We start from the raw sequence: 14,901 nt of genomic DNA on the forward strand, positions 1-14,901 counted from the left end.
AGTATAAAAACAATTAAAAGGTTGCGTGAAAAAATAAAAAAATAAACCCTTGTTTCTAAATTTTGAAACAAGGGCTTTTTATTAAATGAAATCGCTTTTTAATTTAAGTTTGAATCTTTTACTTCAAAAGTCTCTTTTAGAGATACCGGAGTTCCATCTTTTGTAAATCCTTCAAGGTTTATTTCATAAGTACCCGATACATCAGATGTGTAAAAGGAAATTGTTTTTTCAGAACCATTTAGTGACAATTCAGGCTCCCAAAGTAATTGATATCTATAGTCTGGAATCCTGTCATATTTAGTTCTGTCTGTGTAATCTTGATTGAAATAAACAGTCTGGTTTAATGGTCTTTCAATTTGGGTTTTTAAAATATAAGCCCCATTTTCTTTACTGATATAATCATTATTTTTTGTTGTAAAATTTATGATTCCGTTAAAAGCTTTTGGCCCATAAACATATACTCCAGGCACCAAACTGATTTTGTAAACATTGTCCATTTTATAATCAATCAGTTCTTTAACGTTTTGAATTAATAAACCGTCGACCATTACTAAAGCTGGTTCCGAAAAGAATTTCAAATCATAATTAATATCTCTTACATTCAGCGTAAAATCATTATTATCTTCACGATAATAAACTTCCTTCACCACCTCAGTAATAGTTTCTTTTAAAGATGGAAATTTTGTATAATCGCTTAAAACATAATCTTTTTCTAATGGGTGATAGAATGGCTCATTACGACTGCTTTTTTGTACACTGTCTTTTTTAATTGAATAGTAAGCGTTTTCGATTTGATTTGCAACAGATCTTTCTTCAATAGCATTTTTATAATCAGAAGTTAGATTTAGTTCCTTTTTTGATTTTATTTCTGATAAATTATATCCGTTATTCTTATCAATTTCAATTTTAAAATCATTTCTGTTTGTTTCTGCAACCTGAATGACAGCACCAGAATTATTAGGATTTTTGTCTAAAATAAAATTGAACTTACCATTTTGGTCAGTTTTAACAATTTTAAATGCAAAATCTTTACCTGGTATTGAAAGCGCAATATTTTTATCGGCGATTTCCTTTGAATCTTTATTATTTGTAATTGTTCCGGAAATTATTTCGCCCCTAAGTTCAGGTAAAAATAGAATGTTGTCATTTATTTGATTTCTATATTTTGAATTAGATTTTACAAATTCATCGGAACTCATTTGTTTTTGAGAAGGTAAATTGTCAATTCTTTTTATTGAAACAGAAAAACTTCCTTCATTATTAACTTCCTTTAATGGTTTTACTTTAAGTAAAATTTGCTCTCTTTTTTCCGTTATTTTTTTATTTAATTCTAAAGAGAAAGTTTTGTCCTGAGCAGGATTTTCTACTTTTATTTCAGTTTCTGCAACTGGGGTATTGGTTGCCGCAGTTTTAGAATCTTTGATATTGTTAGGATTTTTACCATTTATATATGGGTTTATAATAACAAGGTCGATTTCAGAAATTTTTGAATCGATCTTGTTCTGCATCCAATTGGTATAAGAGATTAATTTATAATTACCCGATTTTATTGTTGTGGGGATAAAAAAATCACCTTGGCCTGTACCATTATCCAGATAGATTTTATTGATAAAGATAATTTTGTTTTCATCATCAATAAGCTCAACATGGGCAATTTTGCTAATGCTGCTTAAATGGTTGTTTACTGGATTTAGACAATAAAACTTACAGTGGAGTGTTTCTCCGGTTATTAACGTCGTATTGCTTAAATGAACAAAAATACTTTCAGAAGTTGATTTACTGATTGTTTCATTTTTGTTAGATGGACTATACTGTGCCATAACTGTATTTACAGCTATTAACATAATTATGCGCGTTATTTTTTTTAATCTATCCAAAATAAAGGTTTAATGTTAGAAGAAAAACTAGTGCAGTCACCACAAGCGGAAGGAACAAATATTATAATTTCCATATTATCACCTAGCTTACCATAATATACTTTTTCTGGTACTTTAGAGTTAACTAAAGCTAATATAGTTGCGCCTGCGCAGCCTTTGGCATCCCAGCAATTTGACAATTCTACTGGTTGACAGTCTGTATAAAATGGCGGGTAAGGATCGGCTATAAATAAATCCCTAAAATTGAAAAAGATTCTTTTTGATGAAACAGAGGATACTTCAAAATAACCAACTATTTTCTCATCCGGATCGTCATTTGATTTTAGATTACCATAATTAAATCCGGGTTGTACCTGTGATAAGAGACTAGTAGAAGTAGAAAGTTTTTTTAATGTACTATAATAAGTATAAGATTCTAAATTTTGGATATATTGACGAACTATAATACTATAACGTTCATTTAAAATTGGGCTTGCAGCATCAATAAAGCGTATTGGCAGGTTAATGCGGTCTTCACTCGAATCAGTTGTACTTAGTAAAATTAAATTATCTGATTTTTTTGTTGTAAAACAAACCCTTGTCTCGCGTTCTCTGGGAACAATAAGATAACTAGGATGAGGCCCCGGACCATTTGGATCTACCATAAGTTTATTAGGTTTCCAGTCAGGAGATACTATTTTATATGTTTCGTCGTATTCATATCTGTAGAATCGTGATTTGCCACTAGGATCAAAATTTGTGACCATTATCTGCACTCCCTTAACGTTGTCTACAGTTACAACCTTTGGTTCGACTTGAATTTCGTTAACAGGAGTTAAAGTTTCAGTTTTAGACGAATATGATTTTCCGTCCTGTGTTGTAATATTTAACTGGTATGATTTTCCCGGAACAGCCTGAAAATCATTTTTTGAAACATATAATCCAGATATATCTTCGTATTCGAATTCGTAACTGTTGTTATCGCTGTCAGTTACGTAAACATTGGCTCCTTTTTCAAAAGAAGGCCCGTTCTCTTCAAGACGATATGATCTCGTGATTTTTATTTCATGCTTTTTTAACTCATTTGTAATATTTGCCTGTACTACCAGTATACTTTCGAATGTGTTAGATTGAAATACGTACTGTTCAGTACAGCTGCTTATAGAAATACAAAAAAGAATTAAAAGTATTTTTTTGTATAAGGGTGCTATATGTCGGATTGTAAATTCCATTTATTTTAAAATTTAATATTATAAGTTATGGTCGGAATAGGCACAGAAAAGATAGAAGTTTTATATGCCTTGATTTCGCCATTTTTAGTAATAAAGAAGATAGAATATGGATTGTTTCTTCCTAAAACATTGTAAATTGAGATATTCCAAAAGCTATGTGATAATTTTTTTATTTTATGATTGCCTTCAATGTTAAATCCAAGATCTAATCGATAATAATCTGGTATTCTAAATTTATTTCTATCGCTGTAGAGTGTATATTCTAAACCATTGTAAACATAAGATCCAATAGGGAAAGTAATAGGTCTTCCTGACTGATAAACAAAATTACTGGATAAACTATATCTTTTTGTGAATTTGTAATTTAAAACAGCACTTACTTCATGTGGTTTGTCAAAGTTTGTTGGAAAATATTTTCCGTTATTTACTATTTCATCACTAAACTGAGAATCCAGTTTTATAAAAGTACGAGAATAAGTGTATCCCAGCCAACCATTAAGTTTTCCGGCATTTTTTTTAAGCAGTAATTCTACCCCATAAGCTTTTCCTTCACCTTGTAAAAGCTGAGTTTCAGTATTTTCATTTAACATCAATTCAGCTCCAACCTTATAATCCAAAAGGTTATTTGATTTTTTGTAATATCCTTCAAGGCTCAGCTCTATATCGTCGTTATCAAGATTTTTATAAAAACCTAATGAATATTGCTGGGCTTTTTGCGGAGCTATATTTAAATCAGATAACTTCCATGCGTCTGTTGGCGATTGTGTAGTATTGCTGGTAAGCAAATGAATATATTGATAAGTTTGGTCGAAACTGGCTTTTACTGAGAAATCATCAGTAAACAAATAACGCATTGCAATTCTTGGTTCAAAACCGCCATAAGTTTTAACTACCTCATTTTTTTTGAAATGCTTCGTTTCTACAACTGTATTATCATTAACCGGTGCATTGTCCTGATAGATTCTTTGTGAAGATTCTCCAAGGGCCGAATAAGATGAATAACGTAAGCCGAAACTAAGTAATATTTTTTCGTTTAAGGTGTAATTGTCAGATATATAAGCGGCAGATTCTAAAGCTTTTTCATCTTCTATTTTTACAGGAATTATTTTTGACTGAGGATCTTTCGGGTTAAGATATCCTGGCGCTACATTGTAAAGTTTGCTTGTAATACCATAATTAAAAGCATGTTTAGAATTAAGAGAATAATTGCCATTAAAAATAAATTGAGATTCATTTAATTTATATCCATAGTCAAAAGAATTTAAGCTGCCATTATCATAATCAATATTAAACTTATATTCACTATTCGTGAATATAAAGTCGGCTTTACTTTTGCTGTTAAAGGCATGATTCCATTTTAATGAAACTAAAGCATTGCTGTATTTATAAACAGAATCAGAAGAAATACTAAAACGGTCTTTGCTATAATACAATGTTGTTTCAATATTATTATTAGTGCTTATTTTGTGATTGTATTTAATAATTCCATCAAAAAAAGCGGCTTCACTATTTTTTAAAGATTCATCTTTGAGCTTTTTTAATATCCATTCAGAGTAAGTTGTTCTTACACCAACCAATAAACTGGCTTTATTTTTAATTATTGGAGCAGAAATACTAAGATTACTTGTTACAGCTCCAATTCCGGCTTCCCCTGAAAGCTTTTCCGGGTTTCCATTTTTTGATGTAATATCAAATACAGAAGACAGCCTGCCTCCAAATCTCGCAGGGATACTTCCTTTATAAATATCTACTTTGCTTGTTGTATAAGGATTGACAGTAGAGAAAAAACCTAAGAAATGTGATGTGTTATATAATACCGCATTATCTAAAAGTATTAAATTTTGATCGTCTTTTCCTCCTCTAACATTAAACCCTGCCGAACCTTCTCCAGTAGTTTTAATTCCGGGTAAAGTTGTAGCAACTCTAAAAATATCTCTTTCACCAAGTACAAGAGGTATATTTTTTATTTTTTCAACATCAATAGTAGATACTCCTGCAATTGCATCTTTAACGTTTTTGTTTGCATTCTTTTTTATGACTACTTCATCCAGTTCATTAACACTTTCATAAAGCTGTATGTCAAGTTTTCCGTCATCATAAACCATGACAGTTTCAGTGTCTTTTCTGTGATTTACTAATTCTACGTCAATATAATTTAAACCAAAGGGTACCGTAATTTTGTAATATCCCTGATCATTAGCAACTGTGCTAATGTTTTTATCACGCACTCTGACAGTAGCATTAGAGAGTGTGTTTTTTGTCTTTTTATTTTTTATGAATCCAGAAAGAGTATATGTTTTTGATTCTCCTCCTTTTTTCTCTTTTCCAATATAAATTATCCCAGAGAAATCATTTTTCTGTTTTATTGTATCATATTGTTGATGAAATATAGGAGCCGCCGACGCTACTGCACCAGTTTGAGATGCGGGTGAAGCCCCAAAATAATTATCGGGAAGCGAACCATGAATGATACTGTTGTTTGTTAGAATTATTTTTTTGCCTGTAATAAAATAATTAAAAGTAGTTTTTTCAAAAAGACTGTCTAATAAATCTTCAACAGTAATGTCGATATAATTTTTGTTAATTATAACAGTTTCGGTAAACCACGCCTCATTGAAATAGAATTTATAACCGGTGGTATTTTCAATTTTTACTAATGCTGTTTTTAAATCATTATTAGCAAATTCAATGGATATTTTTTTGCTTTTTTCCTGACCAAATGATACTGTGTAAAAAGCTAATAAAAATATTGTAAGTATAATTTTTCTCATTTTTTAGTTAGATTCATTAGGAAGAAGACTGTTTATCTCTTTTATTAAATTTTCAATAAAAAGCTTATTATCAGATTCCTCTAACGCAATGTGGGTATTATAATAATTTTTTATCTGGCTCTTAAACTCTGGGAAAATTTTAATGATCTCATTTTTTGAATTTATTTTATAGTAATTGTTTTTAAACTTTAATATAAATTCATTGTTCTCTTTAAATCTATCAGTTGTATTTTGATTAACGCCATCAGAAATTGATTGGGTGTCAATAACCTTTGTTCTGTTTTTATGATGTTTAATATAAAGAATGGTCGATTTTGAAAAAACAATTTCCTGATAATAACCCGTCATATAAAGAGGGCAGGTGGGGTTATTATAATTAATGTTTACAAACCTTTTGTTATAAAGATTAAAAGAGGCTGTTTTTTCTTTGATGACATTAATTCCCAAGTAATCAAATTTACCTACGGGCTTAAAAACTAAAATATCATTGTTTACATCATATTTTAGATCGACATCATAATAAGGCTGGTCCTCAAATACAATGCTTCCGGTGGTATAATTTCCAGATTGATAATAACTATGACTGCCGTCAAGAGTTCTATAATAATTTACATGTCGGGAGCCATTGTAAAAAGGTAAATTGTTCTTTCCGGTGGCATTATCAAACAAGTTGTAAATAGAAGTGTCATTGTTATTTGTTTGGCTATGAATAACATAAATGTTTGATAATAATCCAAATAACACAAGGAAAACGATTTTTTCTTGATAATTTCTCAAAAGATTTTATGGTTTTTAGTGATTTGTTTTGGGGGTATTCAAATTTATTAAAAAAAGGTTATAAACAAAACGTATATCTGTTAAATTGTGATAATTTCTTATTTTTTTAATAACAAAAACCCTAAATCATAATAACGATTTAGGGTTTTTAACGAATAATTTGATCGAATTAGAATTGTGTATTTAAGTTTCAATCGTAGAAATCATCAGTGTTATCAAGGATTTCGTCGAATATTTTTTTTAATGATCTTATATAAATTGGAAATGCAATGGTCAGTAAGATATATTCTAATCTTAAAACGGTAACATCATCTAAAATTCTATACAAGCAGGGAATAATTATGGCTAATGAAACAACAACCCCAACCCACGGATTGTTTTTTATTTTTTTTATAATTGGTAAAAGTTTCATTTCAGGTTGTCTCGTTAATGCTATCTTCATCTATCTCTATTTTGATTTAGGTGGGATAAAAGTAATTTTGATCTCGATCTATAAATGTGAAAATGTCACGAAACGCTTTTTCTCTGTCATGAACGCCATGAATTACTTGTTATGTAGGAATGTTTTCTTTGAAATAAACATAAAAAAATCCTCTATTAAGAGGATTAGTTTTTGAATTTTAGATCTTTACTAAGATAAAATATTCATCTTTTTTATAAAATCTTTGTAAGTATCACTCAGATTTATTTTATGATTTCCTTTTAGGATAATAAGGTTATCTGCCAAAATAATTTCTTCTATTTTATCAGTATTTACAATTGTATTGCGATGTGTTTTTATAAATTTATTTTTGTCTAATAAATCACTGATTTTAGTCAATGAAATTAGAATTACAAATTTTTCTTTCTCGGTTATAATATTGCAGTAACGTTCTTCAACTTCAATGTAAAGAATGTCTTCAAGAGATACTTTTTTTAAAGAATTTTTCTTTTTAATAAATAAAGAATCATTACTTATTACTGTATTTTGTTCTTCGCTAAAAAAGACATTTGTCTGCTCATAAAATTTTTCCACAGCCATTTCTAAGGCATACAAAATTTCAAGTTCATTAAATGGTTTCATTAAAAAGCTGAAAGGCCTTGTGAGTTTTGCCCTTTCAAAAACCTGGCGATCCTGAGAGCTTGTTAAAAATACAAATGGTTTAGACGCATGAGGAATTATATTGATAGATTCTGCAAAAGTTATTCCGTCTGGTTTTCCATCCAAAAAAACATCAATAATAATTATATCAACAGACTTTTCATAAAAAAGTTTTAGTGCTTCTGTATAATTTGTAGCAACTCCGGCAACATTATAGTTGTTGTTCTCTAATACTTTTACGAGTTGATCGCTCTGTTCTAAAATATCTTCTATAATTAAAACATTAATATTGTCCATTTCATTTAGTTTTTGGGAATGTTAATATCATTTTAGTCCCTTTATTGAGTTCGCTTTCTATGTCAAACGTTCCCGAGTTTTTCTGGATCATTTGCTTACATAATTGTAAACCCAAACCAGTTCCTATAATTTCTGAATTGCCTTTTTTAGCTAATAATTCTCCTTCATAAAGCAATTCTTTAATAGTGTTTTCATTCATTCCAATTCCAGTATCCTGAATTATAACCTGACAAAAATCAGAATCTATTTCATTTGCCGAAAAGGTTATTTGTCCGTTTTCTTTAGAAAATTTTATAGCATTGTCTAATAAATTTCTAAATACAATTTTTAGAGAATCAAGATCAACAAACAGAAATATATTTTTTGAAACCGAATTCTCAAACGTAATTGATTTCTCTAATAATAAAGGCTTATAATTATATTCAATTTGCTGTATTACAGAGTGTAAATGGATTGATTCTTTATTAAAATATAATTGTTTTGTTTGCAGCAATGCCCAGTGCAATAAATTGTCAAGTAAACTATAAGTGCCATTTGCAATACCGCTGTTTTGAATAATTAATTGATTTAATTCGTCATAATTTTTCGTTTCCAGGGTGGCTGATAATTTAGAATTACTGGTTTTTAATGCATTTACAGATGAACGTAAATCATGGCTTACAATTGAGAACAATTGGTCTTTTGTGGCGTTTAGCTCATCAAGTTTATTTTTTTGACGTAAGATAGTTTTGCCATTTTTTACTTTTTGTGCGTATAAATAAACTCCGCCGGTTAAAATTAATAACAACCCAATAGAAGAGAAAAATAAGCTGTTACGCTGTGTGTTTTTTAATTTATTTTCTACTTTAAGAACCTTAATTTCTTTTTGTTTCTGTGCTACGGCAAACTTTTTCTCAAAATCAGCAACTGCCCAGATTTTATTTTGATTGCTGAGAGAATCTTTCCATTGCTCACATTCTTTTCTGTATTCTAGAGCTTTTTTGTAGTTTTTTCTATTTTCTTCTACTGCAGCCATGTTTTGAGCCGCATTTTTTTTTGTTTCAAAGTGATTTATAGATTTTGAAAGTGCATAGGCTTTTTCAAAATATGGAATAGCTTGGGCGTCTTTGTATTGCATGTAATACAAATTGGCTATATTCGTATATAAACCAATAAGGGAAAGTAAGTCTTCTTCTTTTTCTTTTAATTTTAGGCTTTTAAAAAAATAACTTTCAGAAATTTTGAAACTGTTAAGATGTAAATAACAAATGCCCAGATTCTCATAGATTATACTTGTTTTGTAATCTTTATTATTAGGGATTGGTGTTTTTTCTGCCTCATTAAAATAGTAGATTGCTTTTTTAAAATCTTTTAATTCCAAGCAAATCTGTCCTAGGTTTTTATTTACAAAAGGATAAAGTTTAAAACTTCGGGATATTAAAAGCATTTCTTTCTGAGCCTGCTTAAAAAGTCTTTTTTTTCTAAAACTGTATCCTCTAAAAAAATGACAATAATTTGCAACCTCTTTATTTTTTGTGATCGATAATACGCGTATAGAATATGTTAAGGTAGAATCCCAATCCTTTTTTATAAAGAATGATTTGGCTTTTTCAAAATCGATTTCTTTTTTAAATCCATTGGTCTTTTCCTCAATTATTATATTTAATGTGCTTGCAGTTGGTTTTACTTGGCAAAAAAATAAGGAGGGAAGACACAGGAAAACTATATTGATAAAAAATTTAATTTTTAACATATTGTAAATTAGGAATTGAAATTATAGAAAAGCAACATCGCTTAATTATTTCAATTAAGCGATGTGAATATTAATTTCTAGTCGCCTACTTGTGTTGTAGTACCTCTTGATGTCTCAGGATCAATATTTCTTAAATATGACATTACAGTAGTAATGTTTTCAACACTTTCAGAAGTATAATCTATTTCAACATACCATACGTCATAAGTATTTGGTGTTTCTTCATCCCAGTCGTAATCAAAATAAACTTCAACAGTATTAACATGTTCTGTTAATGTTCCAACTACTGGGTTTTGTGAATCTTTAGAGTTAATGTATACAGTAGCACAGATTTTTAATGTTTTTACTCCATTGTTGTTGTAAATTTTTGCTGAAGCTAAAGGCGGAACAGGAAAAGTAATGTTCACTGTGTCTGTAAAAGTAAAATCTACTGTGTTAATTCTTGTGATTTGAATGACATTAAAGTCCATAATAAGGTTTTTAGGGTTAATAGTTTTATTTTTGGTGGGTTAAAGATATTTTATTTCTTTAAGAAAATATAGGCATTGTCGTGTTTTTTTTGTTAAATTATTTATTTATTGTCGTTCATCGATAATAAACATAATAATTTGCTTTACAAAAGAGAAAATACTGGTTGAAAGAAATGAATTATGCGGCTTATTATTTTAGAAAAGTAAATCGACCTGCGAATTAATTTTTTCCAGATAATAATCTATTTTTCGAATGGCACGATTAAAGAAAAGGTTTTGTTCTTTAATTCCAGACTGCCCTAAAGCTATTGAGTTAGTAATTTGCTGTTTAAAAAACTGATGTACATTTTCACAGCTGTCTTCATTGTCTGTAATAAAATAGCCCAAGAGCGTGTAAGGCACAAACATAGTTAGTTTTTCTTCAGTTTCTATGAGCATGTTATTGTTTAATAATATCAGTTCATTATAATAAAGGGCAAAGTTGTTATTTGAGTCATTACATTTTGCCTGTATTAAACTTATAATTCGCTTTAAATCTTTACAAAGAGCATTGGCATTTTTTAAATTTAACAATCCGGCTTCATAAAAATAGAGAATCTGCTGTAAGCTGCTGTTTATAGTGGTGTCGTTCCAAATTTCATTTACCGTCGTATTTTCATATGCCTTTTTTAAAGTCTGCATGTATTCGGTAAAAGATTCTTCAATAACAAAGTTTTCAAAAGACACTTTTTTCTGATTCGTATTTAAAAGATTCAGCCAGACAAAGGCTTTAAATTTTGACAAAATCGTTCCGTCCATAAAATAAAACAAAGGAATATCTTTGGCCGAATAATAAAGTTTTGTTTTGGGATTCTTTGTCAATATTTCAACCTGCTGCGCCGATGCTTTAAAATATTGAAGCATATCTTTTAACGATTCAATTTCAATTGTTTTTTCTACAATGACTTTTTCTTTTTGTGAAAATAAATTATCCAGTGAAATATTAAAATGATTGGCCAGTTTGATGGTTTCGTCAATAGAAAATTTACTCTTTTGAGATATCCTTCGATGCGATGCATCATAGCTGATTTCCAGAATAGAAGCAATTTCGTCTATCAAAGAATTTGACTTGGAAATTTTACTCCTAATAGCTTTTAAAAACGATTCCTGATGTTTCATAATTTGCGATAATCGCAAATATAATAAAATACTTTATTGTTTTGCACAAATCGATATGTGATAAATGCAATAAGTTTGTCCTGTAATTTTAAAAAAATGATAATTTATGAAAGCGAAATATTTCAATAAATCTGAAGAAGAAAAACTCTTTTTTACCACATTAAAGGGAAGAGTTCATGAAAAACTTCAGGATAAAACTGTTTTTTACGGAGACACAAAATTTTGGTTTAAAGGACTGTTTTGGACTTTAATTTGTTATTTGTCTTATGTATTTCTTTTTTCAGATTCTCTTGGTAAAATGAACTTTTGGCTGCTGTATGTTGCTTTTCAATTATCCGGATTATTAATAGGGTTTAGTTTTGGACATGATGCATCTCATAACACGGCATTCAAAAATAAAAAAGCAAATTCAGTCCTGCACTTTTTTAGTTTTCTTACCGTTGGAATTGATCCATTGCTTTGGGGATTAAGACATATTCGATCACATCATTTATATGCAAATGTGGAAGGAAGTGATGTTGATATAGATAAAAACCCTTTTTTAAGACTGAGTCCAACGCATCCATGGAAACCTAAGCATAAATATCAAGCATTTTATGCGCCATTTGTTTATATGTTTACTTTACTTCATTCTGTTTTTATGAGTGACTGGGTGTATTTATTTTCAAATGAATATGATTGGATGAAGAGGGGTGTTCCTAAGATTGAGCTTTATTCAAGATTTTTATTATATAAAATACTTTATTTTTCTTTAGTACTAATTATTCCAATTCTGCATGCTGATTTTTCATGGGGCTTTATTGTTTTGGTTTATTTTACAGCCAGCGCTTTTACCTCTATGGTATTTATTATTATGCTTGTTGGGACGCATTTTTTTGATGGTGCAGATTATCCTCAGCCGGAAGGAGAATTTCTTGAACATACTTGGGCCGTTCATCAGCTTCATACAAGCTGTGATTGGAATGCAGATAAAGCTTGGGCAAGGTTTTTAAGCGGAGGATCTAATTGTCACGCAGCACACCATCTTTTTCCTAATATCTGTCATACAAACTATAGCGAGATAAATAATATTATTGAAGAAACAACAAAAGAGTACAAGCAGCCTTATCATCATAAAACATTGTTTGAAATGATGTTTTCACATTTTAAACATTTACATAAAATGGGGAATCCATAATAAGATAATTTTTTAAACTTAAAAACCCCAATTCAACTAAATGAATTGGGGTTTTCTATGAATAAACCTTTAGTAAACTAAGATCTGATTACTCTTTTTTGTCCTCACGTGGAGGTCTTGGAACAAGTGCTTTTTTAGACACTTTTTCTTTTTTAGTTTTAGGGTCAACACCTAAGTATTTCACTTGGAAAACATCTCCCATTTTAACTACATCGGCAACGTTTTCAGTACGTTCCCAAGCAAGCTCAGATACGTGAAGTAATACTTCGTTTCCTGGTGCAGCAGTATATTCAACTACAGCTCCAAAATCAAGCATTTTAATTACTTTTACTTCGTAAGCTTCTCCTAATACTGGTTTGAAAGTGATAGAAGCAATTTTTGCTAATACCGCTTCAATTCCAGCAGGATCTGTACCTAAGATTTCGATAACACCTTGCTCATCTACTTCGTTGATCACAATAGTTGTTCCAGTAGCTTTTTGTAATTCCTGAATTACTTTTCCACCAGGTCCAATTAATGCTCCAATAAAGTTTCCAGGAATAGTTCTTGTAATAATTTTTGGTGCATGCGCTTTTACGTCAGCTCTTGGAGCAGCGATTGTCTCAGTCAATTTTCCTAAAATGTGTAAACGTCCTTCACGTGCCTGCCCTAAAGCCTGCTCCATAATGTCGTAACGTAAACCATCAATTTTGATGTCCATTTGACAAGCTGTGATACCATCAGCAGTTCCAGTTACTTTAAAGTCCATATCTCCTAAGTGATCTTCATCACCTAAAATATCTGACAATACAGCAAATTTCTCACCGTCAGTAATCAATCCCATAGCAATTCCAGAAACTGGTTTTACCATTTGAACTCCAGCATCCATTAAAGCCATTGTTCCAGCACAAACTGTTGCCATAGAAGAAGAACCGTTAGATTCTAAAACCTCAGAAACAACACGAATTGTATAAGGACAATCAGCAGGAATCATATTTTTTAAAGCTCTTTGGGCTAAGTTACCGTGACCAACTTCTCTTCTTGAAGTTCCTCTTAGTGGTTTTGCTTCACCAGTTGAGAAAGGAGGGAAGTTATAGTGTAAGTAGAATTTCTCTTCACCTTGTTCAGATGGAGAATCGATTTGGTTTGCTTCTCTGGAAGTTCCTAAAGTTACAGTTGCCAAAGCCTGAGTTTCTCCACGAGTAAATAAAGATGAACCGTGAACTCTTGGTAAATAATCAGTTTCACACCAAATTGGTCTGATGTCTGTAGTTTTTCTACCATCTAAACGAACACCTAATTCTAATACTACATTACGAACAGCTTCTTTGTTTGTTTTATAGAAATATTTAGAAACTAAATCGCCGTCAGCAGCTAATTCTTCTTCAGTAAATAAAGCTTTAACTTCTTCTTTTACTTCAGCAAATGCAGCACCTCTTTCGTGTTTAGCTGATCCAACTTTTGCAATAGCATAAATTTTATCGTATGCAGCAGCTTTTACTTTTTTGTAAATTTCTTCGTTTTCTTTCTCACCTTCGTAAGTACGAATTTCTTTTTTACCAAAAGCAGCCTGTAAACGTAATTGTGCCTGGATTTGAACTTTAATAGCTTCGTGAGCAAATTTAATTGCTTCAACCATTTCAGCTTCTGAAATTTCTTTCATCTCACCTTCAACCATTGCAACAGAATCCATAGAAGCTCCAATCATCATATCGATGTCAGATTTTTCTAATTCTACTCTGCTTGGGTTGATCACAAATTTTCCGTCGATACGTGCAACACGTACTTCAGAAATTAAGTTATAAAATGGAATATCTGAAACAGCTAACGCTGCAGATGCAGCTAAACCAGCTAAAGCGTCTGGCATAACTTCTTCGTCATGAGACATTAACTGAATCATAACTTGTGTTTCAGCATGGTAATCGTCTGGGAAAAGCGGACGTAAAACACGGTCAACTAATCTCATTGTTAATACTTCGCTGTCGCTTGGACGTGCTTCTCTCTTGAAGAAACCTCCAGGAAAACGACCTGCTGCTGCGAATTTTTCGCGGTAATCTACCGTTAATGGTAAAAAATCAACGCCTGGGTTTGATGTGCGAGCTGAAACTGCTGTTGCTAGAATCATTGTGTCGCCCATTCTTACTACTACAGAACCGTCAGCTTGTTTAGCTAAACGTCCTGTCTCGATTGTGATGCTTCTGCCATCACCTAAATCGATCTTTTCTACAAATAATTGTGGAATCATAAATTTTTTCCTTATTGATTATACAATGGGTTTTAGTTGTGTTGTAGTGTTGTTGTGTAGTTGTTGTAATCTAAAACCCAATGAAAAACCAAACTTTTTTTCTTGTAATATTATGCGTGTAATGTA

The 14,901-nt window shown here is 30.7% G+C and carries 11 protein-coding genes; 1 reads left to right on the top strand and 10 read right to left on the bottom strand.

All coding sequences use genetic code 11. The features are described 5' to 3' along the window. Positions 1-98: 98 nt before the first annotated feature. From J2Y38_RS06150 to J2Y38_RS06190, 9 genes are all read right to left on the bottom strand, one after another. The gene (locus J2Y38_RS06150) at positions 99-1,844 is read right to left on the bottom strand and encodes a hypothetical protein (RefSeq protein ID WP_309840619.1); all 1,746 of its coding nucleotides are present in this window, start codon (positions 1,842-1,844) and stop codon (positions 99-101) included. Between the two features lie 20 nt (positions 1,845-1,864). Further along, a complete protein-coding gene (locus J2Y38_RS06155; protein WP_309840620.1) occupies positions 1,865-3,088 on the bottom strand; it encodes a DUF4249 domain-containing protein in 1,224 nt (407 codons plus the stop codon). 5 nt (positions 3,089-3,093) lie between these two features. Further along, positions 3,094-5,859, bottom strand: coding sequence for a TonB-dependent receptor domain-containing protein (locus J2Y38_RS06160; protein ID WP_309840622.1), 2,766 nt, complete (start codon positions 5,857-5,859; stop codon positions 3,094-3,096). 3 nt (positions 5,860-5,862) lie between these two features. Further along, complete coding sequence (locus tag J2Y38_RS06165; RefSeq protein ID WP_309840624.1) at positions 5,863-6,636, bottom strand: hypothetical protein; 774 nt, start codon at positions 6,634-6,636, stop codon at positions 5,863-5,865. A gap of 190 nt (positions 6,637-6,826) precedes the next feature. Beyond that, a complete protein-coding gene (locus J2Y38_RS06170) occupies positions 6,827-7,078 on the bottom strand; it encodes a hypothetical protein (protein WP_309840626.1) in 252 nt (83 codons plus the stop codon). A 189-nt stretch (positions 7,079-7,267) separates the two neighbouring features. Continuing rightward, positions 7,268-8,014, bottom strand: coding sequence for a response regulator transcription factor (locus tag J2Y38_RS06175; protein ID WP_309840627.1), 747 nt, complete (start codon positions 8,012-8,014; stop codon positions 7,268-7,270). A gap of 1 nt (position 8,015) precedes the next feature. Further along, the gene (locus J2Y38_RS06180; protein WP_309840629.1) at positions 8,016-9,440 is read right to left on the bottom strand and encodes an ATP-binding protein; all 1,425 of its coding nucleotides are present in this window, start codon (positions 9,438-9,440) and stop codon (positions 8,016-8,018) included. Positions 9,441-9,823: 383 nt separating this feature from the next. Then, complete coding sequence (locus tag J2Y38_RS06185; RefSeq protein ID WP_309840631.1) at positions 9,824-10,216, bottom strand: hypothetical protein; 393 nt, start codon at positions 10,214-10,216, stop codon at positions 9,824-9,826. 195 nt (positions 10,217-10,411) lie between these two features. After that, on the bottom strand, positions 10,412-11,314 hold the full coding sequence (locus J2Y38_RS06190; RefSeq protein WP_309840633.1) for a hypothetical protein: 903 nt from the start codon (positions 11,312-11,314) through the stop codon (positions 10,412-10,414). Positions 11,315-11,480: 166 nt separating this feature from the next. Between J2Y38_RS06190 and J2Y38_RS06195 the strand changes: the two genes are divergently transcribed. Further along, positions 11,481-12,551, top strand: coding sequence for a fatty acid desaturase (locus J2Y38_RS06195; RefSeq protein WP_309840635.1), 1,071 nt, complete (start codon positions 11,481-11,483; stop codon positions 12,549-12,551). 88 nt (positions 12,552-12,639) lie between these two features. On the opposite strand, the gene J2Y38_RS06200 is transcribed toward J2Y38_RS06195, so the two are convergent. Beyond that, entirely contained in the window at positions 12,640-14,775 is a 2,136-nt protein-coding gene (locus tag J2Y38_RS06200) for a polyribonucleotide nucleotidyltransferase (RefSeq protein ID WP_309840636.1), read from the bottom strand. Between the last annotated feature and the right edge of the window lie 126 nt (positions 14,776-14,901).

This window comes from Flavobacterium sp. 2755, assembly GCF_031455715.1.
Taxonomy (GTDB): Bacteria; Bacteroidota; Bacteroidia; order Flavobacteriales; family Flavobacteriaceae; genus Flavobacterium.

Coding starts and splice junctions, on each gene's coding strand:
- J2Y38_RS06150 (WP_309840619.1), bottom strand. CDS start 1,844: ATGTTAATAGCTGTAAATACAGTTATGGCACAGTATAGTCCATCTAAC.
- J2Y38_RS06155 (WP_309840620.1), bottom strand. CDS start 3,088: ATGGAATTTACAATCCGACATATAGCACCCTTATACAAAAAAATACTT.
- J2Y38_RS06160 (WP_309840622.1), bottom strand. CDS start 5,859: ATGAGAAAAATTATACTTACAATATTTTTATTAGCTTTTTACACAGTA.
- J2Y38_RS06170 (WP_309840626.1), bottom strand. CDS start 7,078: ATGAAGATAGCATTAACGAGACAACCTGAAATGAAACTTTTACCAATT.
- J2Y38_RS06175 (WP_309840627.1), bottom strand. CDS start 8,014: ATGGACAATATTAATGTTTTAATTATAGAAGATATTTTAGAACAGAGC.
- J2Y38_RS06180 (WP_309840629.1), bottom strand. CDS start 9,440: ATGCTTTTAATATCCCGAAGTTTTAAACTTTATCCTTTTGTAAATAAA.
- J2Y38_RS06185 (WP_309840631.1), bottom strand. CDS start 10,216: ATGGACTTTAATGTCATTCAAATCACAAGAATTAACACAGTAGATTTT.
- J2Y38_RS06195 (WP_309840635.1), top strand. CDS start 11,481: ATGAAAGCGAAATATTTCAATAAATCTGAAGAAGAAAAACTCTTTTTT.
- J2Y38_RS06200 (WP_309840636.1), bottom strand. CDS start 14,775: ATGATTCCACAATTATTTGTAGAAAAGATCGATTTAGGTGATGGCAGA.